Annotated in this window: 21 protein-coding genes and 1 pseudogene; 15 read left to right on the top strand and 7 right to left on the bottom strand. The window is 61.0% G+C overall.

Annotated elements, in window-relative coordinates; translation table 11 throughout:
- Window positions 1-6 precede the first annotated feature (6 nt).
- From BLV67_RS05415 to BLV67_RS33100, 5 genes are read left to right on the top strand one after another with little or no spacing between them, the layout of a single operon-like run.
- Entirely contained in the window at window positions 7-1,635 is a 1,629-nt protein-coding gene (locus BLV67_RS05415; protein WP_069787630.1) for a xylulokinase, read from the top strand.
- A complete protein-coding gene (locus BLV67_RS05410) occupies window positions 1,632-2,309 on the top strand; it encodes a class II aldolase/adducin family protein (protein WP_069787629.1) in 678 nt (225 codons plus the stop codon). Before BLV67_RS05415 ends, BLV67_RS05410 begins: the two co-directional genes overlap by 4 nt.
- On the top strand, window positions 2,306-3,787 hold the full coding sequence (locus BLV67_RS05405; protein ID WP_069787628.1) for an aspartate aminotransferase family protein: 1,482 nt from the start codon (window positions 2,306-2,308) through the stop codon (window positions 3,785-3,787). The genes BLV67_RS05410 and BLV67_RS05405 overlap by 4 nt, the downstream gene beginning before the upstream one ends.
- A gap of 10 nt (window positions 3,788-3,797) precedes the next feature.
- Window positions 3,798-4,418: a hypothetical protein gene (locus tag BLV67_RS05400; protein WP_069787627.1), complete on the top strand. Its 621-nt coding sequence runs from the start codon at window positions 3,798-3,800 to the stop codon at window positions 4,416-4,418.
- 25 nt (window positions 4,419-4,443) lie between these two features.
- Entirely contained in the window at window positions 4,444-6,417 is a 1,974-nt protein-coding gene (locus tag BLV67_RS33100) for an SDR family NAD(P)-dependent oxidoreductase (RefSeq protein WP_069787626.1), read from the top strand.
- Window positions 6,418-6,420: 3 nt separating this feature from the next.
- Here the strand turns inward: BLV67_RS33100 and BLV67_RS05390 are convergent, their stop codons facing one another.
- A complete protein-coding gene (locus BLV67_RS05390) occupies window positions 6,421-7,467 on the bottom strand; it encodes an AraC family transcriptional regulator (RefSeq protein ID WP_069787625.1) in 1,047 nt (348 codons plus the stop codon).
- A 155-nt stretch (window positions 7,468-7,622) separates the two neighbouring features.
- Here BLV67_RS05390 and BLV67_RS05385 point away from each other — a divergent pair, with 155 nt between their 5' ends.
- Together BLV67_RS05385 and BLV67_RS05380 are read left to right on the top strand one after the other, a co-directional pair.
- Window positions 7,623-9,044 (top strand): flavin-containing monooxygenase, encoded by a 1,422-nt coding sequence (locus tag BLV67_RS05385; protein WP_069787624.1) that lies wholly within the window; start codon window positions 7,623-7,625, stop codon window positions 9,042-9,044.
- Window positions 9,034-9,915, top strand: a complete 882-nt coding sequence (locus tag BLV67_RS05380; RefSeq protein ID WP_069787623.1) for an SDR family NAD(P)-dependent oxidoreductase — start codon at window positions 9,034-9,036, stop codon at window positions 9,913-9,915. Before BLV67_RS05385 ends, BLV67_RS05380 begins: the two co-directional genes overlap by 11 nt.
- Window positions 9,916-10,001: 86 nt before the next feature.
- Here BLV67_RS05380 and gspJ read toward each other — a convergent pair whose 3' ends face one another.
- Both gspJ and gspH read right to left on the bottom strand, forming a co-directional pair.
- A complete protein-coding gene (gspJ, locus tag BLV67_RS05375) occupies window positions 10,002-10,607 on the bottom strand; it encodes a type II secretion system minor pseudopilin GspJ (RefSeq protein ID WP_069787622.1) in 606 nt (201 codons plus the stop codon).
- Complete coding sequence (gene gspH, locus BLV67_RS05370) at window positions 10,604-11,065, bottom strand: type II secretion system minor pseudopilin GspH (RefSeq protein ID WP_069787621.1); 462 nt, start codon at window positions 11,063-11,065, stop codon at window positions 10,604-10,606. Before gspH ends, gspJ begins: the two co-directional genes overlap by 4 nt.
- 68 nt (window positions 11,066-11,133) lie before the next feature.
- Here gspH and BLV67_RS05365 point away from each other — a divergent pair, with 68 nt between their 5' ends.
- A complete protein-coding gene (locus BLV67_RS05365; RefSeq protein ID WP_069787620.1) occupies window positions 11,134-11,565 on the top strand; it encodes a type II secretion system protein N in 432 nt (143 codons plus the stop codon).
- Between the two features lie 6 nt (window positions 11,566-11,571).
- Here BLV67_RS05365 and gspI read toward each other — a convergent pair whose 3' ends face one another.
- Window positions 11,572-11,958 carry a type II secretion system minor pseudopilin GspI gene (gene gspI, locus BLV67_RS05360; protein ID WP_069787619.1) on the bottom strand — a complete coding sequence of 129 codons (387 nt, stop codon included), beginning with the start codon at window positions 11,956-11,958 and terminating at the stop codon, window positions 11,572-11,574.
- 138 nt (window positions 11,959-12,096) lie between these two features.
- On the opposite strand from gspI, the gene gspG reads away from it, so the two are divergent.
- From gspG to gspF, 7 genes are read left to right on the top strand one after another with little or no spacing between them, the layout of a single operon-like run.
- Complete coding sequence (gene gspG / locus BLV67_RS05355; protein WP_069787618.1) at window positions 12,097-12,546, top strand: type II secretion system major pseudopilin GspG; 450 nt, start codon at window positions 12,097-12,099, stop codon at window positions 12,544-12,546.
- 8 nt (window positions 12,547-12,554) lie between these two features.
- Entirely contained in the window at window positions 12,555-13,478 is a 924-nt protein-coding gene (gene gspK / locus BLV67_RS05350; RefSeq protein ID WP_069787617.1) for a type II secretion system minor pseudopilin GspK, read from the top strand.
- Entirely contained in the window at window positions 13,475-14,614 is a 1,140-nt protein-coding gene (gspL, locus tag BLV67_RS05345) for a type II secretion system protein GspL (RefSeq protein ID WP_069787616.1), read from the top strand. The genes gspK and gspL overlap by 4 nt, the downstream gene beginning before the upstream one ends.
- A complete protein-coding gene (gene gspM / locus BLV67_RS05340) occupies window positions 14,607-15,116 on the top strand; it encodes a type II secretion system protein GspM (RefSeq protein WP_069787615.1) in 510 nt (169 codons plus the stop codon). The genes gspL and gspM overlap by 8 nt, the downstream gene beginning before the upstream one ends.
- Window positions 15,113-17,461, top strand: a complete 2,349-nt coding sequence (gene gspD / locus BLV67_RS05335; RefSeq protein WP_069787614.1) for a type II secretion system secretin GspD — start codon at window positions 15,113-15,115, stop codon at window positions 17,459-17,461. The genes gspM and gspD overlap by 4 nt, the downstream gene beginning before the upstream one ends.
- A 2-nt stretch (window positions 17,462-17,463) precedes the next feature.
- Entirely contained in the window at window positions 17,464-18,882 is a 1,419-nt protein-coding gene (gene gspE / locus BLV67_RS05330; protein WP_069787613.1) for a type II secretion system ATPase GspE, read from the top strand.
- The gene (gspF, locus tag BLV67_RS05325; protein ID WP_069787612.1) at window positions 18,882-20,090 is read left to right on the top strand and encodes a type II secretion system inner membrane protein GspF; all 1,209 of its coding nucleotides are present in this window, start codon (window positions 18,882-18,884) and stop codon (window positions 20,088-20,090) included. Before gspE ends, gspF begins: the two co-directional genes overlap by 1 nt.
- A 63-nt stretch (window positions 20,091-20,153) precedes the next feature.
- Here the strand turns inward: gspF and BLV67_RS05320 are convergent, their stop codons facing one another.
- The 3 genes and pseudogenes from BLV67_RS05320 to BLV67_RS05310 form a co-directional block, all read right to left on the bottom strand.
- Window positions 20,154-21,296: a pectate lyase family protein gene (locus tag BLV67_RS05320; RefSeq protein WP_069787611.1), complete on the bottom strand. Its 1,143-nt coding sequence runs from the start codon at window positions 21,294-21,296 to the stop codon at window positions 20,154-20,156.
- Window positions 21,297-21,567: 271 nt separating this feature from the next.
- On the bottom strand, window positions 21,568-22,635 hold the full coding sequence (locus BLV67_RS05315) for an NAD(P)-dependent oxidoreductase (protein WP_069787610.1): 1,068 nt from the start codon (window positions 22,633-22,635) through the stop codon (window positions 21,568-21,570).
- 701 nt (window positions 22,636-23,336) lie between these two features.
- Window positions 23,337-24,985, bottom strand: a pseudogene (locus BLV67_RS05310) (sigma 54-interacting transcriptional regulator).
- Window positions 24,986-25,051: the final 66 nt, after the last annotated feature.

Here is a 25,051-nt window from a genome sequence, read left to right as displayed (position 1 = left end):
ACCTTTATGACTTCGCTTTTCTTATCCCGGACGCCTCAGGTGGCCACCGGTCTGGAGCAACTCGTCCTCGCGGTGGACCTCGGCACCTCTGGTTGCAAGTGCGCGCTGGTTTCATTGGAAGGCGAGATTCGGGCGTGGGCGTTTCACAGTGTACCGTTGCATGTGAGCGGGTTGAGCGTCGAGCAGGAACCGCAGGATTGGTGGAATGCCTTTCTGCGCGGCGCCAACGAACTGCTCAGCGCCGACCCCGTCCGGCGGCGCCAGGTGATCGCGGTGTGTTGTTCGACACAGGGCGAAGGAACGGTGTGTGTGGATCAGGACGGCGTTGCCATTGGGCGTGCGATGTTGTGGCTGGACAAGCGGGGCGCAGGCGCGGTCAAAAAGCGCATGGGAGGAGGGCGGTTCAGCCTGGCCGGGTACGGGCCGCTCAAACTCTGGCGTTCGTTGCGCCTGACCGGGGGCGTGGCCTCGTTGTCCGGCATGGATGCCGCCGGGCACATGGCTTACATCCTTGATCACGAGCCGCAGCGCTATGAGCGAACCCACAAGTTTCTCAATGTGCTCGACTACATGAACCTGCGCCTGTCGGGTCGCTATTGCGCCACCAGCGACTCGATGCTGACAGCATGGATCACCGACAACCGCGACCCCCATCGCATCCGCTACGACGACGGCCTGGTCAAGGCGCTGGGAATCGAGGCTGGCAAACTGCCTGAGCTGGTCCGCTCCACGGATGTTATCGGCACGCTGCGCCCGGAGCTTGCCGAAATGCTCGGACTGGCGCGCACCACGCAAGTGGTAGCGGGAGCCGTCGACACCTCGGCGGTGGCCGTTGGTGCCACTGTCAGTGACTTTGCCCCGCACCTGTACCTGGGCACCTCGTCGTGGGTGGGCGCACACGTCCCGTTCAAAAAAACCAGCGTGCGTCACCACATCGCTGCGGTGCCCAGTGCCGTTAATGGCCGCTACCTGGCGATGGCCATGCAGTCGGCTGCGGGGGCGAACCTTTCGTTTTTACGCGACAAGGTGCTGTACCACCCGGATGAGCTGCTCAGTGATGAACAGCAGCCGGACGTCTACGCCTTGCTCGACCGGATCGCGGCACGGGTGCCGCCGGGCTCGAGAGGGTTGATCTACACGCCGTGGCTGTGTGGCGAACGCTCGCCAATCAGTGATCCGAGCCTGCGCGCCGGCTTGTTCAACCTGAAGTTGGAGCACTCACGGGAAGACATCATTCGCGCCTTCATGGAAGGAGTCGCGCTCAATACGCGCTGGATGTTCGAACCGTTCGCGCGCTTTCTCGGCCAACCCAGCGACGTGATCGTAGCGACCGGTGGCGGCGCCCAGTCCGAGGTGTGGTGCCAGATCATGGCCGACGTCTGCGGGCGCGTTATCCAGCAGCCGCAGAACGCGATCCAGACCAACGCCCGCGGGGCTGCATTTATTGCGGCGGTGGCGTTGGGCAAGTTGCAGTTTCACGACCTTCCGAGTCTCAAACGCCCCCACCGCCTGTTTGAGCCATCCCGGGTCACTCGCGCGCTATATGACGATCAATTCGCAACGTTCCAGGAGGTCCGCAAGCGCCTCGCGCCGCTGTATCGACGCCTGAACCCCACACAGGAGACTGCCTCATGAGTCATGTGCAACAACAAATCGTCGAGCTTTCACAGCATCTGTGCCACCGCGGTTTTTTTGCGGCGACGGGAGGCAATCTCGCATTGCGCATCGATGCGCAGCACATCGCTGTTACGCCGTCGGCCACCGACTATTTCACCATGCGCCCCGAGGATGTCTGCGTGCTGCGCCTCAAGGATTTGGCACAGCTCTCCGGTGACCGCGCGCCAACGGTCGAAAGCGGTTTGCATGCAAAGATCCTGCGCGCCCGCCCGGATGTGCAGTGCAGCATCCATACCCATCAACCCGTCGCCAGCGCCTGCACCTTGCTCGGGGAACCTCTGGATGTCCCGGACCCCAAGCTGTGGGACTCCCTGGGCAAACATATTCCCATGGTGGGGTACGCGCCCTCCGGCTCCAACTGGTTGGCCGGCAAGTTCGGCCGCACCATTCGCTGGGACTACAACGCCTACCTGATGCGCAACCACGGTGTGCTGTGCTGTGGCCCGGATATCGAGACGACCCTGGCGCGCCTCGAGGATCTGGAAACGTTCTGCCGTGACTACCTGCTGCGTCACATCAACGAACAGTCTCGCACCCAATCACAGTCACCCGCCGCCGTGGCACGCCTGGTCGATGCGCTGGCGCGGTCCAGCGCAGCCGACGCTCACTTTTCTTCCGAGACCCCATCATGAACAAGCCTCTTGATCCCATCACACTGCCTGCGATAACAGACTCTGCGGTTTCCCAATGGCCGGATGTCGATTCGCTGTATCGGCGTTTCGATGCGCTGGTCAAACAACCGATTCGACCCTTGAAGCGCGACGCGCTGAACAAGGTCATGGGTTACTTCGACGAACGCTGCCAGGGATCGCGGCGACTCTCCGAGGAGGCGAAAAAATACATACCCGGTGGCGTGCAGCACAACCTGGCATTCAACCACCCATTCCCGCTGGCCATCGCCCAGGCCAAGGGCGCGCACCTGACCGATGTGGACGGCAACCGTTATATCGATTTTCTGCAGGCCGGCGGGCCGACCTTGCTGGGCTCCAACCACCCGGCGATTCGTGAGCAGGTCAACCGCATCCTCGACGACTGCGGCCCGGTCACCGGCCTGCTGCATGAATACGAGGTGAAGCTGGCGCAGTTGGTCTGTGAAGTGATGCCCGGCGTCGACATGGTGCGGCTGCTGGGCTCCGGTACCGAGGCGGTCATGGCGGCGGTGCGTCTGGCACGTGCCTATACCCGCAAGAAATGGGTGATCAAGATCGGTGGGGCGTATCACGGCTGGAGTGACCAGTTGGTATACGGCATGCGCTTGCCGGGCACCGGTCGCATGGAGGCCGTCGGCATTCCGCGCGGCGCCACGGCTCACACCCAGGAGAGCCCGCCGAATAACCTGGACGCGTTGCGGCGGCGCTTGCAGATCAATCGCCTGCGCGGCGGCACGGCGGCGATCATGGTGGAACCCTTCGGCCCGGAAAGCGGCACGCGTCCGGCGCATCCGGATTTCAACCGCCAGTTGCGCAAGCTGTGCGACGAGTTCGATACGCTGCTGATTTTCGACGAAGTGGTCACCGGTTTCCGTGCCGGTCTGGGCGGTGCACAAGCGTATTTCAATGTGATGCCGGACATCACCGTGCTGGGCAAGTGCCTGACCGGGGGCTACCCCATGGCGGGTGCGATCGGCGGGCGCAGGGATGTCATGCAGTTGCTCGCTGGTGGCATCGGCACTTCGGCGCGGCGGGCGTTTGTCGGCGGTACGCTGTCAGCCAACCCGTTGTCCTGCGTGGCGGGCTACTACGCGCTGCTCGAGGCGCGCAAACTGAATGCACCGGCGCTGGCGGGGCGTGCCGGCGACCGCATGCGCAAAGGGCTGGAAGAAATCATCAATCGCCGTGGCTTGCCATATGTGGCCTATAACATGGGTTCGATCGTGCATTTGCAGACCTCCGGCGTGCTGTTGCTCGACACCAGCAACCCGCTCAAGCTGCTGCGCGCGCGCAATGAGGCCAAGTCACGCAAGCACATGATGGAAGAGATGGGCGCCGCGTACACCGCGCACGGCTTGATCACGCTGGCCGGCAGTCGGATCTACACCAGCCTGGCCGATACCGATGACGTCATCGACGACGCGCTCGAGCGATTCGACGCCGTTTTCCAACTGGTGTGAGGAGAACACGATGCAGGATGTACTGCGACAACAATGGCTGGAACTGCGCCAACGACTCATCGGCCTGGTGCAGGCGGGGGGCAGCGTCTCCTTGCGTATTCCAGGCAAGGAAAGCATGTGGTGGGGGCAGTTGACTGACCTGGTCCCCACCCGCATCGACTGGCCGGTGCATGCCATGGGGGACAGCCAGACCCACCATGTGGTCTACCATGCCCGCTCGGACGTCGGCGCCATTTTGCTGGGTGGGGGCGACTTCGCCAACAGCCTTGCGGACTTTGGCGGGGTCATGCCTATTCTGTTCGATGAGCAGGCGCGGCATATTGGTCATATGGGCGCCCCGGCGGCTTCGATCCAGGACATTGCGACGGGCTTGCAGCGCGGCGGCAACGCACTATTGATCAAGGGCGTGCCCGCTGTCCTGGGCACCACCGGTACGCGAATGGCGATGAATGCGCAGCTGTTTGAAAAGTGCGCCAAGGCCTTCACCCTTGCCAAGGCGTCCGGGGTCAGGATGACGCTGCTGCCCTGGTGGGTGGTGCAGGTGGCCAACAGTCGTTTGATGAAAGACGAGAAACGCGCGACGCAGTGCTTTGCCCGAGGCGAAATTCCGCCGGAAAACCGTGGTTACTAAAAGACCCTTCAAGAGGTGTAACGCCATGCACATGTCGTCCGCTGTTTCCCGTAAACACCTGAGCGCCGCCTTGGCGCTGGGCTCGATCGCTGTGCTGATGGTGGGGCTGCAACCCTTGCTGCTGGGGGAATTGCTGGAGCAAAACCGTCTGTCACTCGAGGGTGTCGGTCTGGTCGCGATGGGCGAAATCCTTTCGTTGGGTTTGGGAGTGGTCCTGGGGGATTTATTGCGTTCGGTGTTCAGCCTGCGCGTGATCACGGTCGTCGCCATTCTGGCGGCATCGGGCATGGATCTGGTCACGGCCAATACCTCCGGGGATGGTGCGCTGGCATTGACGCGGTCGTTGGCCGGGTTGGCCGAAGGCCTGCTGTTATGGGGCACCGTCAACTTGATCATCCAGGGGCCGGCGCCTGATCGCGTCGCCGGTGTGTTCATGGTGGTGCAAACCCTCGGCCAGGCGCTGGTGGCGGCGGTGCTGGCATACTGGGTATTGCCGCTTCAGCGCACCTCGTCTTTTGGCTTCGTGTTCCTGGGGGCACTGACGGCGGCGTCCCTGGTGTTGGTTCGGTGGCAGCCCAACCGCCTGGCCAGTCAGCAAGCACAGTGCAACGCGGATGCGGGTTTTTCATGGGGCCTCAACCATGTGTTGCTGCTGGGGCTGGCCTTCATGCAACTCAGCGCCATCGGTGGGTTGTGGGCCTACCTGGAGCCGCTGAGCAAATACGTGGGGCTGGATGCACAAAACGCACAACTGCTCGTCTCCGGCACATTGCTGATGCAAGTCCTGGGTGGGTGCCTGGGGATTGTGCTGGTGCGCCGCGTCTCGGATTTCGGATTGTTGGCCGTCGCCGCGGTGTTGTTGGGCGGTATTGCCCTGGGCATGTATTTTTCCGCCGATATGGGCGTTCGGCTATTCCTCGCGTTGTGCGGCGCGTTTGGCCTGGTCTGGCTGATGCTGACGCCGTTCCAGGTCCGTATCGCACTGCAGCTTGATCCTTCGGGACGAGTCGCGGCGCTGGTGCCGGGCATGCAACTGTTGGGGTGCGCCTTCGGGCCCTTGATGGCGTCGCAGTGGGTGGTGGGGGAGAACGCTCAGTACGTGTTGCTGGTCAGCGCCGTGTTCTCACTGATTGCCCTGACCCTGGTTGGTTTGCTTCGCCGATGCCCGGCAAGCAAGCGCGTCAGTTTCGCGGGCAAAGTGGTGTTGGTGGTGGGCGCATCCTCCGGCATGGGTCGTGGGCTGGCGGTGCGTCTGGCGCAGGAGGGCGCCTGTGTGGTGGCCACGGCCCGACGCAAGGAATTGTTGAGCGACCTGCAACTGGAAATCACGCTTGAGGGTGGACAGTGCCGGGTCTCGGCGGTGGATGCCCTGGATGTACAGGCCGCCGCCGGCCTCGTGGATGAAATCGTCGAGCGCTACGGCCGGCTCGATGTGATCGTGCTCAACGCCGGCGGCGCGCCTGCGCTGGATATGCGCGAGATGAAAGCCGCCGACGTCACCGCGTACATGCGCTCGAACTACGATGTGGTGGTCAACTACCTGTTCCCGGCCCTGGAACAGATGAGTCGCCAGGGCCATGGGTTCGTGGTGCACACCAACTCCCTCGCGGGTTTCCTGGGTGTGACCTTGCAGGGGCCCTACAGCGCGGCCAAGGGCGCACTGCGCTTGCTGATCGATACCTGCCGTATCGAGTTCGGCGGCCGTGGCATTCGCTTTCTATCGCTCTACCCAGGGTTTGTCGCCACCGCGCAAACGGCGAACGATGGCATGCCAGCGCCGCTGGAAATCTCCGAAGCGGCAGCCGTCGAGCATATGCTCTATGCCATGCGCAGCCAGCGCTGGGACTACTTGTTTCCCTGGCCGATGAGGTGGGTGATCCGCCTGGCCAGAGTCATGCCCAAGTCGCTCACCGTGTGGGTGTTGCGCAAGGAGCTGCCGGGCGAGCAGGTGGCGGGTGCGCAACGTGAGGCGCGCATGTCACTGAATAAACCGGGTTGATCCTCAACGCCGGCGCTGTTCGCTGGGCAAGGTGCCGGTCCACCGCTTGAATGCCCGCCGCAGCACGCGGGCGTCGCTGTAGCCGAGGGTGTGGGCAACTTGCGCCAGGGTCATGGCGGTATTGCTCAGCAAGTCGCGGGCGCGTTCGTGACGGATCTGGTCGAGCAATTCGCTATAGGAAACCCCGGATGCTGTCAGACGGCGGCGCAGGGTGCGTTCACTCATGTTCATCTGGCTGGCAAACGCCTGCAGCGCCCGCGGATCGTCCAGGTGGGTGCGAATATAGCTGCGCAGCGTTTCGATCAGCGCATCGAAACTCACGCCCCGGTTGAGCAATTGGTCGAGTTTGGCGCGCAGAGGCGCACAGGTGATGTCGTCATAATCGGGCAAGCGCGTTGTCAGCCAGTGCGCCTCGCTGATCAAGCGGTTTTTGCCGGCCTTGAACATGATGGGACAGCGAAATACCCGGCTGTAGATGCCCGCATAGGCCGGGCGTGAATAGGCCAGTTCGACGCGCAGTGGCGTGAAGCCCTGGCCCACCAGCCGCCGCACAATGGCCACGACGCTGGAAAACGCCTCTTCCACCAGAAACGGCTCGATGTCCAGGTCAAACACTTTGGGTTTGACCTCAATGATCAACGCTTCTTTTTGCCGGCGGGCTTGATGCTCCATCAAGGCACCGGTGTCGCCCTGATGCTCGAGCCCGTAGCTCATCGCTTCGCCGAGGGTCTTGCAGGTCAGCATCGCCGGCCCTGCAAAGCCCCATGACACTGGCGTCTGCCGTATCCCCGTCGATATCCCCAGCGCGGGATCGCCCATGGCTCGCTGCGCGCGGGTGATCAACGTGCGGGTCTGGCGGTAAGACAGACGCATGTCCAGGTCCAGAAGCTCCTCATACCCGAAGCCCAGTCCTCGGCAGAGGCGCTCGGTGGACAACCCGCTTTCACTGACCAGGCTGAGCAAGGCTCGCGCGACGTTGGGCACCACCACGGCTTCATTGTGCTGTGGATGCTGGGTCCAGTCGTGGGTGTCACCGGCAGACTCGAACATAGGTCAAGACTCGTGGCTTATGAACATAGGTGTATCGGAGGCACAAACCTGTCCGGCAAAGAACCCTTCCTGACCGCCAAAGCCCCGTGCCTGGATGATGCGTGCTTTACATTCCAGGTTCAAAGCCTATCTAACAATAAAGGAAGGAATTAGCCATGAGTGCGCTCGGGAATGCCGCTGTGATTGATCAGGGCGACAGCGTTTGTATCATCGGTTCGGGGGCGGGTGGTCTAAGTGCGGCGCGCGCGCTGAAGGCACAAAACATCCGCTACGATCAGTTCGAGCGGCACGCGCAGGTGGGTGGCATTTGGGACATCAATAACAGCGGCACACCGATGTACGAGTCGGCGCACTTCATCTCTTCCCGTGACCTGTCCGGCTTCGTCGGTTTTCCCATGCCACGCGATTACCCGGACTACCCCTCGCACCGTCAAATAGCCCATTACCTCAGGAGTTTCGCCGACGCCTTTGGCCTGCGCGAGGCGATTCAATTCAACACCTCGGTCAGCCTGATCGAAAAAGACCCTGAAAACCGCTGGCGGGTGACGCTCAGCGACGGTGTTGTAAAGCGCTACCGCTGGGTGATATTGGCCACCGGTACCAACTGGAAACCGAACCTGCCGTCATTCCGGGGTGAGTTCAGCGGCGAAATCCGTCACTCCAATACGTTCAAATCCGGGCGCGAGTTCCAGGGTAAACGCGTGCTGGTGGTCGGTGCAGGCAATTCCGGCGCGGACATTTCCTGCGAGGCGGCGATCCATGCCGATCAGGCCTTCATCAGCATGCGTCGTGGCTACTATTTTATTCCCAAGCATGTGTTCGGCATGCCGGTCGACAAGTTCAACGAAGGCCCGCATTTGCCGTTGTGGTTGGCGCGGCCGGTGTTCAAAGGGTTGTTGCGCTTGTTGGTCGGCGACTCGACGCGCTGGGGGCTGCCGAAGCCGGATCATGCGCTGTTCGAAACCCATCCGATCGTCAATTCACAACTGCTGCACCATTTGCAGCACGGCAATATTGCCGTGCGTAAAAACATTGACCGCTTTGAAGGCGACAGCGTGGTGTTCGAGGACGGCACCCGCGAGCAGGTCGACCTCGTGCTGTGCGCGACGGGCTATCAGTGGGGGGCCGAATGCGCGGCGCAGTTTTTTGAGTGGAAGAACGGGCGCCCGCTGATGTACCTGTCGATGTTCAGCCGTACCCACCGGAACCTCTGCGCCATTGGCTACCTCGACCAGAACTCCAGCGCGTTCAAAACCTTCGATACCCAGGCGTTGACCCTGGCCGCGTATTTCCGTGCGCAACTTGAAGGCTCGGCGACCGCGTCGCAGTTCGACCAATTGATCCAACGGGACGAGCCTGATCTGAGCGGCGGTATTCAATTCGTCAAGTCGGACCGTCACGCGGTGTATCTGGACTCGCGCGCCTTCCTTGCGTACCTGGAAAAGCTGCGCGCCGACTTGAACTGGCCAACCTTGGGCGAGCATACCTACGATGCCCTGAAACAGTCCCGCCGTCAGGCAATGGCGACGCGCCAGCCGGCGCCGGTGTTGCAGGAGGCCAACGCCCATGGCGAGTAATCGGATGTTTACGGGCTGGGTCGCGCTGATCACCGGCGGTGCGGATGGGTTGGGCCGTGCGATTGCCGCCGCGCTGATTGGGCGCGGTATCAAGTGCCTGCTGGTGGACATCGACCCTGATCGCCTGGCACAGGCAAGCAGGGCCCTCGGCCCGATGGCGCTGACTTACCAGGCCGACCTGACGGACGCCACGGCGTTGGAAGGGCTGGTCAACCATGTGCGCGACGACCTCGGACGCCTGGACCTGTTGGTCAATAACGCCGGGATACTCAGCAACACACCGTTCGAAGTCCGCTCGATGCAATCGATCAGCCATGAAGTGCAGCTCAACATGCTGGTGCCGATCGCGCTGACTCAGGCATTCCTCGGGTTGCTGCAACAGGCTGTTGACGGTCGGGTGATTTCCATCGTGTCGGTGGGTGGGTTATTCCCAATGCCGGAAACCTGTATTTATTCGGCGTCGAAGTTCGGTCTGCGCGGAGCGATGCTGTGCCTGGGGCTGGATGGTAAACGGCTCGGCGTCACGTTCACCATCGTCAACCCATCGGCCACCGAAACGCCGATGCTGATGCGTGAGGCGATTGAGGACGGTAACAAAATGCAGTTCCTGGACCCACCGCAAATGCCCGAGGACGTGGCTCAAACCGTGCTCAAGGCGCTGGATAAACCTCGCTTGGAGATGTTCGTAAGACCGAGCGAATCCTGGACGGCACGCCTGGTGATGCTGGCTCCCGGTATCTTGCCCCGGGTGTTGCCGCTGTTTCAGCGCAAAAGCGAAACCGGCCATCGCAACTACCTGGTTTCCCTTGAGCAGCGGGGCTTGATAACCCGCGAGGGGCAGGGCTGGCGCCTGAAGTTGCCGGAGAACTGATTGTGCCTTGCAGACGCACTGACTTTGCATCAGCCTCCGGCCAGTATCCCCAAGCCCAGACTCCAGCGCTGAGCACTGGACTGACTTTATTGCAAGGGGCCCACTACTTGCCGATAACGCTCTTCCCCTTGCGGCGTCTGGCGGGTCAGCTTGATCTCCAGGCCAAGAGGGTCGTTCTTGCGGTTGCCGGCGAGCTGACGCCAGCCTTTGCCGGCTTCCCAGAAGCGTACCTGCAGGTCACTGATGCCGGACAACGCAGCCGCTGCTTTTTTGGGCGCAGGTAAGGGGTATCGGTCACTGGCCGCTGATGTGGCGCGGTACAAGGTGTCGCCGTCCAACCACCAGCGTACGCGTTGCAAACCGATCTCTGGAGGTGCTGCGCTACGGATGACGTCCAGTTGAAAATCATGATTGTCGGAGCTGCGAACGCTGACTGCCGGGAGGTTGTCGGGCTGCTCATCCTCGGTCAAGCCTGGGGTGCGCAGTTCGATACTGGCGCGCAGGGCCAGGTCGCGTTCCAACTGGTTCAATGTGCGCAATAACGCCTGGGTCTGTTCCGTACTGCTCTGCAGATGGCTGTCGGCCCGGCTCACGCTGTCGAGGCCGCGCCAAGCGATTAGGCTGACAATGGCCGTCAGCATGATCGCCACCATGACCTCTATCAGCGTAAAACCGTGCTGGTCTGTTTTCATGGTTCGTTCGCCACGCGAACTTGCCCGGTCGCGGTGAGTTGAACTGTGAGTTGGTGCTGGCCATCCGAGAGCCGCAACTGGAGAGGGGAGGCGAACCATTCGGCATTCACTACCGCTCGTTGCCTGGGGGTTACGCGCACGCTCATTGACGGGGTTTCCCAGGCCCGAGGACGCAGTTGCGGGTCGTTCACAAAATGATCCCAGCCGTGGCCTGATTCGTTGCGACGACTGAAGTGAAACCCTTTATTGTCTGCCTGCCAGGTGATTGGGCGGCCGTCGGCACGGGCTTCGGCCTGGGCGATTTGCAGCCGTTGGGCCACTTGGTTGGCGTCCTTGCGCAGTAACTGCAACGGGTCGGGTTTAATACTCAAGCTGATGGCTGCACTGGCGATGCCGATGATCACCAGCACCACCATCAACTCCATCAGGGTGAAGCCCCGCTGGTTGTCCTTGTTCATGACACAACGCTCCTTCGTCATGGCTCTCTCCTGTAGACTGCCCGGCAGGACAACAGGGAGGTTTTGTCTTGGTCTTTATTTTTCGTTTAACGGCACCGCGGCTATTGCAGGCAGTGGCGTTGGCCACGGCGCTCGCGGGTGTGCTGGTCTGGTCTTCTGTCTTGCTGACGTCGGCCGAGTCCCAGGCGCCGCAGGTTGTGCCCCCCGTTTTGGCCGCTCGCCCGGATACGACGGCGCTGCAATGGTTTTCCAACCAGCCAGCGGCGTTGGATATCAAGGTCTCTGGCGTGATGGCCGGTGCGCGGGGAGCGGTGGCGATCCTCAGCCTGAACGAAGGGCCGCCTCGCAGCTTTCTGGTGGGTGAATCGTTGGCCCAGGGCGTTCGCCTGGTGGCCATCGAGGCGGATGGCGTGGTCATTGAGCGTGGCTCGCAGAACACTCGCATCACCGTCAGCACGTTGCCGGACGCCGTGGTTCTACCCCGATTGACCCAACCCTGAGCACGCTCATTGGCGCGCTTCCTTTGGCGGATTCAGCAGGGTCTCCAGTCGCGCCAAGGGCGGCGCCTCACGCTTGCGCTCCGACACCTCAACCGTGACACGCAATAGGCGCCCATCGGCAGCGGGTGCAATGTTTTGTTCGCAGCGCAACTGTAATTGCCCCTGATCACAGTCAAACCCTTTGTGCCCCGAAGGGAGTCGCCCGTCCAGGCGCAGTTCGGCGAGCCTGCCTTGAGCCGACAACAAAGCAATCGAACGATCGCGCAGTAAGCCGTTGCTCTGGGTCATCAGGCCTGCCACGCGGACAGCGGCCGACATCGCGACGGCGATGATCACCAAGGCCACGAGCACCTCGATCAACGTAAAACCTTGCTCCTTGCGCGACAGCTCCATGGGCCACTCTTGGTGTAAAAAACACGTCGCAGGATAGCACTCGCAGAGCGGCGGGCAGTGGCCAATTATTTTTGCTATCCGGATAGTTAGTTTTGCTACACTGCGCGCCGAATTAGGATCAAACCAAGGATGGTGGATATGGATTTCGCGCGCATCAAATATGGGCCTGGCGGCCGTCACGCTCAGCACGGTTTCACCCTGATCGAGATCATGGTGGTGGTGGTCATCCTTGGCATCCTGGCTGCGATTGTCGTGCCTAAAGTGCTTGACCGCCCGGACCAGGCCCGGGCGATTGCGGCGAAGCAAGACGTCGCCGGCCTGATGCAGGCGCTCAAGCTTTATCGCCTCGACCACGGCACCTATCCCAGCATGAACCAGGGCCTCAAGGTGTTGGTCGAGCGCCCGGCGGATGCAAAAAATACCCAGTGGCGTTCTTATCTGGAACGCCTGCCCAACGACCCCTGGGGCCGTCCTTACCATTACCTGAATCCCGGCGCGAACGGCGAGGTCGACCTCTTCTCTCTCGGTGCCGACGGCCAGCCGGATGGTGACGGCGTGAATGCCGATATCGGATCCTGGCAGCTCTAAGCCCCGTCATGGAATCGCGGTCGTCGACAGTGGCGAAACAGCGCGGTACGGCGATTATCAGCGCCTTGCTGATCGTCACGGTGGTCGCTGTGATCACCGCCGGCATGCTCACTCGCCAAAGCATTTTTACTCGTTCACTTGAGGCTGAGCAGGCGCGTGTGCAGGGCAGCGCATTGTTGCTGGGCGGGTTGGAAGTCAGCAGGCAATTGCTCAAGGACGCCCGCGAGCATGATGCGCTGACCCGGCTCGACCAACCTTGGGCGCGGCCGATCAATACCGCGCAGGACGGCCAATTTGAGGGTCATCTTGACGATCAGCAAGGCAAGTTCAATCTCCGTAATTTAGTCGCCCGCGAGCACGTTGATCTTGGCCAGGTGCGCAGCTTTGAACGGCTGTGCGACATGATCGGTATCGAGGCCCACCTGGCACAGCGCATTAGCCAGCGGGTCATTGCGGCGTACCCGCGCATGCCGGTTGCATCAGCCTTGGGGCAGTCCGGGCAACTGATACCCGCCACCCAGCCGATGCTGCGCACACTTGACCAACTACGCGGTATGGAAGGTCTCAGTGAGCGACTGTTGGCACGGTTGGCGCGTTATGTCAGCGTTATTCCCGTCAACACTTGGGTCAACAGCAACACTGCCAGCGCCGAGGTCCTGGCGGCGGTGGTGCCCGGCTTGTCATTGTCGCAAGCCAGCGCGTTGGTCGCTGAGCGTGACCGCGGCCAGTGGTTTGTCAATCGAGGTGACTTCGTTAATCGCGTGCAGTTGCCCAACCTGAGCGTGGACGAACTGCGCGTGGGGGTCAGCAGTGAGTGGTTCATGCTTCATGGCCAGGCCCATCGCAACCAACGCCGTGTTCACATGAATGCGCTGTTGCATCGCCCCGAAGACGCAATGCCCAAGGTCATCTGGTCGAGGCTGGGCGTATGACCGGCCTGCGCATTGCCTTGCCTGCGCTGGATACCTTGACGTCGCAGACCGAGCTTGAGTTCGCGCACCTGGACCGCAAGGGGCAGGTCAGCCAGACCGGCATCAGCACCCTTGAAAAGCTGAGCCAATCCGCCAAGTCTCAGGTCGTCGAGTGTTTCCTTCACCCGATGGATACGGTACTCACACGCATAGCGCTGCCGCCTCTATCACCGGCCCGTATCGGTGCGGCAGTCACCTGCGCCGCGCAGGCGCTGATCCTGGCGCGCAGCGAACAGATGCATGTGGCGCACAGTGCCCGGCACGCGGACGGGCAGGTGCATTTGAGCTGGCTGCCAACGTTTGGCCTGGATCGCCTGGGTCAGCTATTGGACCAGCATCGACTCAAGCTGCGCGGTCTTTATCCGGCACCTTACCGCTTGGCGATACCACCGGCGGGGCAGATCAGTGCGTGTGTGGTGGACGGCCAGTTGTTGCTGCGTTTCTCCCTTGAGCACGGGACGGTGGAACCGTTGGTTGAGGACACTCTGCAGGCGCTAGCAGCCACTGGCGAAACGCTGTTGTGGTCAGTCGATTACCAGCGCTGGAGCGGCGCAGCCCCTGGCTGGGGGCTGCACGGCGGGGTGGGTAAGCGCACCGCCCAAGCTGCAGGCTGGGGGCGGGCATTGGGCTGTTGCGCACTGGCCGTTGGCATTTGGGTGGCCGGGCTGAACCTTTATGCTGCCCGCGAAGTGGCGCAAGGGCAGCAGCTCAAACAACGAATGAGTCAACGCGTAAAGCAAGCATTTCCGGAGCTGCCGGTGATTCTCAATCCCTTGCAACAGGCCCGTCAGCAACTGGCTATCCGGCAAGGGGGCGGGGCAATGCAGGCTAATCATGATTTTGCGTTTCTGGTGCGGCAAGCCGCGCTTGCGCTGCCGTTCATGGCGGGCAGCGTCGAGCAAATGACATTCGGCCAGCGTCAGTTGCAAGTGCGGATGACGGACGAGGCGCCTCCCGTTGCCGACGCGGCTGCGCAACTGACATTGCACCAGGCCGGGCTCTCCGCCAACCGCGATGAGCGCACCTGGACGTTGGGCAGGCTGGCGCAAACCGTGTCGAGTGAACGTGATGCCTCCTTGGAAAGCGACGATGAATAATCAGATGCGGGTCATGTTTCGAGGACGCTGGAAGGCGTTGGCCCCGCGCGAACAGCGCGTGCTGATTGGCGCGGCGGTGTTCCTCGCGAGCTCGTTGGTGTGGTCGTTGCTGATCCGGCCGCCGCTCAAGGACATCGAGTATTGGCAAACCGAAACCCCGAAATTAAGCGCCCAGAACCAGGCACTGGAACTCTTGCTTGGCGAGGTCGTGACACCCGCTGGGCTGAGCTTTGAACAATCATTGCAGCAATCGCTGGACACTGCTGGCTTGGCAGGACGCTACCGATTGCAGGCCAGGGACGCATCCTGGCAACTGACATTCGCAGAGGCGCCCGCCGATGCGGTGATCGCCTGGCTATTGAATTACCCCAATCAATTTTTACTGGAAGTGGTCGAGGCTCGCCTGCAACGTGCGGGTGAAGTCACGGCCGATAACACGGCTGGCACTCTCTCAGGAACCGTCCGTATGGATCAGATGCAAGGCGCTAAGGAAGCATCATGAAGTGGTCAGGTTCCAATTATGTACGCACGGCCGCGCCGTTTCTATTGCTGGCGCTGAGCGCATGCAGCTCACTCCCTTCAGCGCAGTCGCCGCCGGACAGTGAGCTGGGATTGCCCCTGGCCACCACCCAGCGCAGCGGCGATGCGTTGGTCGACAGGCAGCGCGCGCAAGTGCAGATCGAACGACCACCGCGGCCGTTGCACAAGGTCACCAGCAGCGCGCACAACGGCTCTGCCGGTCGGACGCAAACAGCACCGAGAAAGCCTTTGGGCGATCAACCGATTACGTTGAATTTCGTCGAGGCCGATATTCAAGCGGTAGTGCGAGCGTTGTCCCGCGCCACCGGTCAGCAATTTCTGGTCGACCCCCGCGTCAAGGGCACGCTCACGCTGGTCTCCGAAGGGCAAGTGCCGGCGCATCAGGCCTATGACATGCTGTTGGCGACGTTACGTATGCAAGGGTTCAGTGTCGTGGATGTGGGCGGCATTGCACAGGTGGTGCCCGAGGCTGATGCCAAGCTGCTGGGCGGCCCGGTCGACAGTGCAGACAGCGTCGGCAGTAACGGCATGCTCACACGTACGTTTCGCCTGCAATACGAAAACGCAGTGAACCTGATCCCGGTATTGCGCCCGATCGTTTCGCCCAACAACCCGATCAACGCCTATCCGGGTAATAACACCATTGTTGTCACCGACTACGCCGAGAACCTCACACGGGTGGCGCAGTTGATTGCAGGCATTGATACTCCAAGCGCCATCGACACTGACGTGGTGCAGGTTCAGAACGGTATCGCCGTGGATATCGCCGAGATGGTTGCGCAACTGCTGGAACAGCCGGGCAGTGATGTAACGCAGAAAATCACCGTGGTGGGCGATCCACGCTCCAATGCCATCGTGATTCGTGCCGGCAGCCCGGAGCGAACCGAATTGGCGCGTAATTTGATTTACAAGCTCGATAACGCCCAAGCCAACCCTAGTAACTTGCACGTGGTGTACCTGCGCAATGCCCAGGCGACGAAACTGGCACAGTCGCTGCGCGGTTTGCTCACGGGTGAAAGCGACAAGGGAGGGGGCGACAATGCGCGTTCGGTGCTCAGTACGATGGGCGCCACTACCACGGGCAGCCTGGCCGGGCAGAGCAGTGCCCAAGGCACTGTCAACAACGGCAATGATGAGTCGGCGTTGATGGCAAGCAGCTCCACCGGCCAACCCGGCGAGCAGCAGAGCGAGCAGAACATTGCCTTCAGTGCCGGCGGGGTAACCATTCAAGCGGACTCGACCACCAACACCTTACTGATTTCCGCCCCTGAACCGCTGTACCGCAACCTGCGGGAAGTCATCGACATGCTCGACCAGCGCCGCGCCCAGGTCGTCATTGAAAGCCTGATCGTTGAAGTCAACGAGGACGATGCCAACGAGTTCGGTGTGCAGTGGCAAAGCGGCAACCTGGCTGGTAAAGGCGTGATCGGCGGAGCCAACCTGGGCGGTACCGGCTTTAACCTCAATGGCAAGACCAGCGTTGACGTGCTGCCCGGCGGCCTCAGCCTGGGCTTTATCAACGGCACCGTGGATGTGCCCGGCATTGGCAAGGTCATGGACCTCAAGGTGCTGGCCCGCGCACTGAAAAGCAAAGGCGGCAGCAACGTCCTGTCGACGCCGAACCTGCTGACCCTGGATAACGAAGCCGCGAGCATTTTCGTGGGGCAGACCATTCCGTTTGTCAGCGGCAGCTACGTCACGGGCGGCGGCGGTACCAGCAACAACCCGTTCCAGACCGTCACCCGCGAAGAAGTCGGCTTGAAACTGAATGTGCGCCCGCAGATCTCCGAGGGTGGCACGGTCAAGCTCGATGTTTACCAAGAAGTCAGCAGCATCGACGAGCGCGCGTCCAGCAGCGCGACGTCAGCCGGTATCGTCACCAACAAGCGCGCGATCGACACCAGTATTTTGCTCGATGACGGACAGATCATGGTCCTGGGCGGCCTGCTCCAGGATGGCTATAGCCAGAGCAATGAAGCCGTACCGTGGCTGTCAAGCATTCCGGGGCTTGGGGCGCTGTTTCGCAACGAGCGGCGGGCCATCGCCAAGACCAACCTGATGGTGTTTTTGCGCCCGTATATCATCCGCGACAGTGGCGCCGGGCGCGCGATCACCCTGAACCGGTACGACTACATGCGCCGCGCTCAGGGGCGTTCGCAGCCGGAACATAACTGGGCATTGCCCGACATGCAGGTACCTCAATTGCCTGAGGCGGCCCAGGCCGTGCCGATAGGGGTTGCCCAACCACGCGCGACGAACCGCGCGGTGCCGCAGGCTGCCGCGCCAGCGGGGCGAGAGGTGTATTGAGTATGAGTGCGCTGCCTTACGCCTGGGCCAAGGCACACCGTATTCTGCTGCGTGAGGGCGAGGAGGGCGCGATGCTGACGGTGTGCCCGTCCACCGCGGGCTGGGCGATCGCTGAAGCCCGCCGTCAGTTCGGCCCTCTGCGCCTGGAGCGGGTAGGTGATGCCGAGATCGACGGCCTGCTTGCCCGCGCTTATGCCGACACAGGCAGTGCCGCCGCTGTGGTCGGCGCAGCGGAAAACGAAGTGGACCTGGACCGACTGATGCAGGACATCCCCGAGATCGCCGACCTGCTCGACACCCAGGACGGCGCGCCGGTGATCCGCATGATCAACGCCTTGCTCACCCAGGCGGCGCGGGACGAGGCGAGCGATATCCACATTGAGCCCTACGAAAGTCATTCGGTGGTGCGTTATCGGGTCGACGGCACGCTGCGCGATGTGGTGTCGCCACGCAAGGCCTTGCATGGGGCACTGATCTCGCGGATCAAGATCATGGCGCAATTGGATATCGCTGAAAAACGCTTGCCCCAGGACGGTCGCATCGCGTTGCGGGTGGCCGGGCGACCTATTGATATCCGGGTGTCGACGGTGCCTACCGGGCATGGCGAGCGGGTGGTGATGCGTCTGCTGGACAAGCAAGCGGGTCGCCTGCAACTGGAAACCCTCGGCATGGCGCCCTCGGTGCTGGCCAGGCTTGATGGGCTGATTCGCCAGCCTCACGGTATTGTACTGGTCACCGGGCCTACCGGCAGCGGTAAGACCACCAGCTTGTACGCCGCCCTGGCACGGCTGGATGCAAGCACCAGCAATATCCTCACCGTGGAAGACCCGGTGGAATATGACCTGCCGGGTATCAGCCAGATCCAGGTCAATGCCAAGATCGACATGACCTTCGCATTGGCGCTGCGCGCGATCCTGCGTCAGGACCCGGATGTCATCATGATTGGTGAAATCCGCGACCTGGAGACCGCGCAAATTGCCGTGCAGGCCTCACTCACTGGGCACTTGGTGTTGGCGACGTTGCACACCAACGACGCAGTGTCCGCTGTCAACCGCCTGCTGGACATGGGCGTCGAGCCCTTCTTGCTGGCGTCGTCGATGCTCGGCGTTCTGGCTCAACGTCTGGTACGCCGGCTTTGTCTGCATTGCAAGGAAGAAGGTCAGGCAATTCCGGGGACTTGGCGTGCGCCTGGATGTCCGGCTTGCAATCACACAGGCTACAGCGGCCGCACCGGCATTCATGAGCTGTTCTGCATTAACGATGACATTCGCACGCTGATCCACCAGGGGGCCGGTGAACAGGCGCTCAAAGCCGCAGCGCGTCGTGCGGGTATGTTCAGCATGCGTGAGGACGGCGAACGCTGGGTTAACAGTGGCGTGACCGCACCCGAAGAAGTGCTTCGCGTGACGCGGGACGCCTGATGAATCGCTATCGTTTTGAAGCCGCCGACATCACGGGCAAGATCGAGACCGGGCATCTGGATGCTGACAGCCAGCGTGAAGCCTTCAGCCTCTTGCACCGGCGCGGCTTGACCGCATTGTCGGTAAAACTTGAGAGCGGTACCGGGGCCGCGAGCGCAGGGATCTTCGCCGCAAAACTGTCAGACAACGACCTGGCCTGGACCACGCGACAACTGGCCAGCCTGCTCAGCGCCAGCCTGCCGCTGGAGGCGGCGTTGAGCGCCACGGTGGAGCAAGCCGAGCGCAAACACATCGTCCAGGCCCTCAGTGCGGTGCGTGCCGATGTGCGCAGCGGCATGCGCCTGGCGGACGCCCTGGCCGCGCGGCCACGGGACTTTCCGCAGATTTACCGTGCACTGATTGCGGCCGGAGAGGAGTCCGGCGATCTGGCCCAGGTGATGGAGCGGCTCGCCGATTACATTGAAGAACGCAATAACCTGCGCAGCAAAATCCTCACCGCGTTTATTTATCCTGGGGTCGTAGGGCTGGTGTCGATTGCTATCGTGATCTTCTTGCTCAGCTACGTGGTGCCGCAAGTGGTGAGCGCGTTCTCCCAGGCACGCCAGGATTTGCCTGGGCTGACCCTGGCCATGCTCAACGCCAGTGATTTTATTCGCGGTTGGGGGTGGCTGTGTTTGAGTGCCCTGGTGGCGTGTTTCTGGGGCTGGCGTGTGTACCTGCGCAACCCTATGGCCCGCTTGAGCTGGCATCGGCGCGTGTTGCGCTTGCCGCTGATCGGGCGGTTTGTGCTCGGGCTCAACACTGCGCGGTTCGCGTCGACGCTGGCGATCCTCGGCGCTGCCGGGGTGCCGCTGCTGCGCGCACTGGAAGCGGCGCGCCAGACCTTGTCCAACGATTGCTTGAGCCAAAGTGTGAGTGACGCCACTGCGAAGGTACGTGAAGGGGTTAGCCTGGCCGCGGCCTTGGCGGTGGAGAAAGTTTTCCCGCCGTTGCTGATTCACTTGATAGCCAGCGGTGAAAAGACCGGCTCGTTGCCGCCCATGCTCGATAGTGCGGCGCAAACGCTGTCCCGTGATATCGAACGCCGGGCGATGGGCATGACGGCACTGCTTGAGCCCTTGATGATCGTGGTGATGGGCGCTGTGGTGCTGTTGATCGTGCTGGCAATACTGTTGCCGATCATCGAGATCAACCAGTTGGTGCAGTAGGCGCAAGCATGAAAAAGCCCTCGTTACCGAGGGCTCTTCATATCACTGACGTTGCACTATCGCTTAGAGCTTACCGGCTCCAGCTTTCGCTTTGACGTCCGCGGCGACCTTGTCGGCAGCCAGCGGGGTGTAGCTGTAGGGTGGGGTCCAGCCGATGCTCGAGCTCCACGAGCAGCTCAGTGCGTTGCCGTTGAGGGTGGAGCCTGTGTCACGGTAGACGCTGCCGCCGTAATCGCCGGCGATCTTGTCGCAACCGCTTATACCGGCGATCTCGAAGGCGTTACGTTCGGAGAAAATCTTCGAGTTCTTGCCCACGCCATGGGCATAGGAGAACGGGTACACCTTATGGCTGGTGCTACCCACATGGTAGTTGTTGTACAGATGCACCTGGCCATAGCGCACGCGTGGCGCACGGGCGGAGATGTCCTCGAACAGGGTGTTGTGGATGGTGACCTTGAGCTTGCCATCGTCGGTGGTGCGCGAGTCGCTGGAACCGATCAGGTTGTTCTTTTCGTGAGACTTGAACACCGAGTAAGAGATGGTTACGAAGTTGGCGCCGTTCTTGACGTCCAGTGCGCCATCGTGGTGCTGCTTGGGACGGTTGTTGGCGGTACCGTTCTGGTCATCGGTGCGGCGGCCATCGGTAAAGGTCACGTGATCGACCCACACGTTGTTGGCGCCTTCGACGGTCAGGCCGTCGTACTCGGAGTTCCAGTTGCCGTCGGCACCGTCGTCCTTATCAAAGATTGGCTCGGGGTCCCAGGGGTTTTCGACGGTGATGTTGCGGATGATCACGTCATTTTCTTTCGCGTAAAAGAAACCTTCGCGGATCTCCGCATTGCTGCCGATGCCCACGATTGTGGTCTTGCCGGGAATATCCAGGCGTCCGCGAACCTTCATGTCAGCCGTTTTGGTGTAAACCTTGCCTTCGCTGACGTCGATAATGCCTGTGATCTTGATGATGCGACCGTTGCTGCCTGCCGAAGCACTGAGGGCTTTTTTCAGTTCGGCTGCGTTTTTAACGGTGTAGATGTCGTTCGCGGCAGCCCGGGAGCCGCCCTTGGTCCCGCCATTCTGCGTGGCCCAGCCGGTCGTGGCGACGTCCAGCCAAATGTCCGCCGCATGTGCGGGAACGCTGGAAAGCAGCAGGGCGCCGAATACGGCACTGGCCAGTTTGCAGGCGGTGAAAGTTGAGGGTTTTGTCATGAGTAATCAGATCCTTGATTAACTTGAGTTTTAAACGCGCACAGGGTTTACGCGTTTCTCGAGCGGACGTCCTTGCCACCGGTGCAGCGAATCGAACGTCCGCTGCATGAGAAATACTATCATGTGTCTCTTGCGATGTCGTACAACTGATTGCGTTATGATTTGCTCTCTTTCGCAAGACTACAGCCGCCGGCCGGACTGGACGGCAATGAGCCCTCCGTGGATGGAAGGGCATCAAAGTGATTTATAAACGTCTACAGCCGATTGGGGGCTACTGCTCAAAACCGTGAATTTCTCGATCAAGTCTGAATGCGGAAATTTTATCTACGATTTGCCGTGAGGCCGTCCTGATTGCCTTCGTAGTATTGCCGGCGATATGCGGCGTCAGTTGAGCATTGGCTATGCCCGTCAACGGCGAGCTGAAACGGTCCTTTTCCAGAGCAAAAGTGTCGATGGCGACCGCCTTGATATGCTCGGGAAAGCGCCTCAAGAAGATAGCCAACTGCTGTTCGTCGACAATGCCACCACGAGCGGTGTTGATTAGGATCGAGCCTTGACGCATTTGACTGAACGCTTCGGCGCCGAATAGGCCCCGGGTCAACGCTGTGAGCGGAGTATGAATTGATACGACGTTGGCTTCGGTCAGCAACTGCGCGAGGGTTTGTCGTCGATCAAGCCCGAGAGTCCCTGCGACCTTATCTGTAAAGCGTTCCGAACCGGTGGCAATGACCTTCATGCCGAGTGCGTGAGCCTTGCGAGCTACCTCCTGAGCGATGTTGCCAGTCCCCACCAGCCCGAGGGTGAGTTCGGAAAGTTCCAGGCCAGGTGCCAGACGTCCCTTGGACCAATGGCCGCTGTGTGTTTCAGTGTTGTAGTGGTTCAGGTCTCTCGACAAATAAACGGCCTGAGCCACCACATATTCGGCGACGGCTGTAGCGTTGGCGCCTGGAGTGTTTAACACCGTCACGCCAGACCGCTCGGCCTCTTGTCTATCGATATGGCTGATTCCTACGCCTGCCTGAGCGATTGCCTGTAACGGAGTTGCCAAGTCTGATGACGCAGCGGACCTGATCAGTTCGCTATCAAGAGGGATGTTCAGGCGAGTCTTGAATACGCTGTAACCTCCAGCATGCTTCACTGCAGCGATGAAGGCGGACGTGTCATGGCAGTTGATGTCGACATATTGAATGCGCTCGCCATAGTGCCGTTTGATGTGGGTCTTATCGATGAAATAGTGAACGTTCAGAGTGATGGCGATGCCCGCTTCAAGGAAGCGGTCGACTTCCTCAAAAAGCAGCGGTGGGCCAGGGGCGTCCAGGATCAGCGTGACGAATGCCATGCGTGTGCTCCTTTCGGAAGAATACCTGCAAGTACCTATACCTGATTGCCTTGGATTTCGGTAGGTTATTTACCAATGAACTGATCTCAAAATCCTCGACGGCGCAATGAATTGCTTTCCGGTATACCGGCCACTCAAAAAGTAGCGTCAATGCCAAGCCAATCGCGCCCCTATCGCCAAGTATTAGTCCAATCCTTCCGAGCGGCCATCGATCCTGAGCAGGAGAGGGCTCCAGAACATCTGCTCATGGTCTACCAGCCCGAAGAGTTGCCTGCGGTGGCCGATATTCGTCGGTTGTGAGTTGACTAGTGAGCAGGAGGAGGTTGGGACGTCTTTTCGGGGGGACTCATACCCTATTGATCCTGTGAAAATGGCACTGCCAGCTTGATGATCGCTCGTCCATTGGCTTTGGATAGAATCCAATAGCCTTGCTTAGAGTTACCCCTTTTTTCGCTCTTGAAACACCCCAGAAACAAGTCCATAATTGAGTCTTTCCCTGCTTCGGAAAGAATAGAAACCCCTAGATTTCAACGGGTCGTACGCCAGATGCGAGTCTCGTTTCCCGCTCCAAACATAAAGAAAAAGCCACTCTGACGAGTGGCTTTTTTTGCCTGCGATTTACTGATGTAACCGCGGAATCAGTAGCAGCACCGCTTGTCGGCCCTGCAAAACACTTAACTGGGTAAAGGACTTATCGCCACTCAACAGATTTGTCGCTGATGCTTCTTCAACCGGTAGGCAAATTGAGCGCGGCTGAGCCCCACGAGCCTGGCCGCGGCGGCCAGATTACCTAAGGTCTGTTGCAGCGCCTCATTGATCAGGCGCGACTCAAGCCCTTCGATGGAAAACCCCTGGTCCAACTGGCCCAGGGTGTCCAGCAGTGCCGCGCGCGGCGCCTTTAGTCCTGTGTTGGACAGGCTGCCATGGTCGTCCAGGCCATAGGGATCCGCGGGCATCGGTTCGTTGCGAAACAGATGCACCAGGTCAATGGCTTGGCCTTCGTCACTGGCGATCAGGCCGCGTTCGATCAGGTTTTGCAGCTCGCGCACATTGCCCGCAAAGTCGTAGCGCAGTAGTACCTTCAGTGCACGCATGGTCAGGCCTGCTGGCGTTCGGGCATATTCGTGGCAAAAGCGGGTAAGGAATGCGTTGATCAGCAGCGGAATGTCATCGCGGCGTTCACGCAGTGGCGGCAGGGCGATGGGGTAGACATTCAGCCGGTAGAACAGGTCTTCGCGAAACGTACCGTCAGCCACGGCTTTGCGCAGATCAATATTGGTCGCGGCCACCACCCGCACATCCACCTTGATGCCGCGCACACCGCCGACCCGTTCGATTTCCCGTTCCTACAAGGCCCGCAGCAGTTTGCTTTGCCCACCCAGGCTGAGGCTGGTGATTTCATCCAGAAACAGCGTCCCGCCCTGGGCCCGCTCGAAACGCCCGGGGCGCGAGTGCGTGGCGCCGGTATACGCGCCGCGTTCCACACCGAACAGCTCGGCCTCGATCAGGTTGTCCGGGATGGCGGCGCAATTGAGCGCTACGAATGGGCTGTCATGCCGACGACTGAGCTGGTGCAACTGGCGCGCAAACATCTCCTTGCCCACCCCGGACTCACCGCTGATCAGCACCATCGCCGGGGTCAGCGCGACGCGTTGCAGGGCTTGCGTCGCGGCGTTGAAGGCGGCACTGGCGCCCACCAACGGTTGCGGCGGGTTGACCCTGGTGCTGTGGCGCTCGGGCTGGCGGGTATGGGGGCGAGGGCAGGGTGGGTGACGGCCTGGGACACATTCAGGTATCGCAGGTCCTGCTCGACGTCACCCCATTGCTCAGCTGTCTTGCCGATCACTCGGCAGCTTCGGTGGCCCATACCCCGGCATTCCACCTCGCGAAAAATCACCATCTGCCCAAAGAGGCCGCTGACAAACCCTATGGCATAGCCGGTTTCAGTCCAGCACACCGGGTCCTGGCCGATGCCATAGGCGCCCACATGTTCATCGGCCTCGCACGAGTGGTGCCAGAGAAACTCACCTTCATAGAACCCCGAGTCGGCATCGAACTTGAAGTGCAGCGGTTCGACTTTGGTCATGCCTTCCAGGGTGTGCAGGTGGGTCCCGGCGCGAAATACAGCGGCGGCATCGGCCTGTGGCCAGCGTTCGCGTATCAAACGCGCATCCCGCGCACCGGAGGCGTAACCGGTGTGGGTGAACAGGCCGCGAGCCTGCTCCAGCCCCAGGCGCTCGATGACTTCCCCGCGCAAGGCGCCAAACGAGGAACTGTGCAGCAACACCATGCGTTGGTCGTTGAGCCAGATACGCCCGTCTTCGGGAGAAAAGAACAGACAGTCGGTCAGCTCCGCCGGCGTGGGCGAGCTGCTGTCATTGAGGTGGCGGCTGTCGCCCCGTGGATGATAGGGCGC

This window comes from Pseudomonas salomonii (genome assembly GCF_900107155.1).
Taxonomy (GTDB): domain Bacteria; phylum Pseudomonadota; class Gammaproteobacteria; order Pseudomonadales; family Pseudomonadaceae; genus Aquipseudomonas; species Aquipseudomonas salomonii.
Note: the sequence above shows the minus strand (reverse complement) of the source record. Positions and strands in the feature narration are given on the sequence as shown.

Coding starts and splice junctions, on each gene's coding strand:
- BLV67_RS05415 (WP_069787630.1), top strand. CDS start 7: ATGACTTCGCTTTTCTTATCCCGGACGCCTCAGGTGGCCACCGGTCTG.
- BLV67_RS05410 (WP_069787629.1), top strand. CDS start 1,632: ATGAGTCATGTGCAACAACAAATCGTCGAGCTTTCACAGCATCTGTGC.
- BLV67_RS05405 (WP_069787628.1), top strand. CDS start 2,306: ATGAACAAGCCTCTTGATCCCATCACACTGCCTGCGATAACAGACTCT.
- BLV67_RS05400 (WP_069787627.1), top strand. CDS start 3,798: ATGCAGGATGTACTGCGACAACAATGGCTGGAACTGCGCCAACGACTC.
- BLV67_RS33100 (WP_069787626.1), top strand. CDS start 4,444: ATGCACATGTCGTCCGCTGTTTCCCGTAAACACCTGAGCGCCGCCTTG.
- BLV67_RS05390 (WP_069787625.1), bottom strand. CDS start 7,467: ATGTTCGAGTCTGCCGGTGACACCCACGACTGGACCCAGCATCCACAG.
- BLV67_RS05385 (WP_069787624.1), top strand. CDS start 7,623: ATGAGTGCGCTCGGGAATGCCGCTGTGATTGATCAGGGCGACAGCGTT.
- BLV67_RS05380 (WP_069787623.1), top strand. CDS start 9,034: ATGGCGAGTAATCGGATGTTTACGGGCTGGGTCGCGCTGATCACCGGC.
- gspJ (WP_069787622.1), bottom strand. CDS start 10,607: ATGAAAACAGACCAGCACGGTTTTACGCTGATAGAGGTCATGGTGGCG.
- gspH (WP_069787621.1), bottom strand. CDS start 11,065: ATGAACAAGGACAACCAGCGGGGCTTCACCCTGATGGAGTTGATGGTG.
- gspI (WP_069787619.1), bottom strand. CDS start 11,958: ATGGAGCTGTCGCGCAAGGAGCAAGGTTTTACGTTGATCGAGGTGCTC.
- gspG (WP_069787618.1), top strand. CDS start 12,097: ATGGATTTCGCGCGCATCAAATATGGGCCTGGCGGCCGTCACGCTCAG.
- gspK (WP_069787617.1), top strand. CDS start 12,555: ATGGAATCGCGGTCGTCGACAGTGGCGAAACAGCGCGGTACGGCGATT.
- gspL (WP_069787616.1), top strand. CDS start 13,475: ATGACCGGCCTGCGCATTGCCTTGCCTGCGCTGGATACCTTGACGTCG.
- gspM (WP_069787615.1), top strand. CDS start 14,607: ATGAATAATCAGATGCGGGTCATGTTTCGAGGACGCTGGAAGGCGTTG.
- gspD (WP_069787614.1), top strand. CDS start 15,113: ATGAAGTGGTCAGGTTCCAATTATGTACGCACGGCCGCGCCGTTTCTA.
- gspE (WP_069787613.1), top strand. CDS start 17,464: ATGAGTGCGCTGCCTTACGCCTGGGCCAAGGCACACCGTATTCTGCTG.
- gspF (WP_069787612.1), top strand. CDS start 18,882: ATGAATCGCTATCGTTTTGAAGCCGCCGACATCACGGGCAAGATCGAG.
- BLV67_RS05320 (WP_069787611.1), bottom strand. CDS start 21,296: ATGACAAAACCCTCAACTTTCACCGCCTGCAAACTGGCCAGTGCCGTA.
- BLV67_RS05315 (WP_069787610.1), bottom strand. CDS start 22,635: ATGGCATTCGTCACGCTGATCCTGGACGCCCCTGGCCCACCGCTGCTT.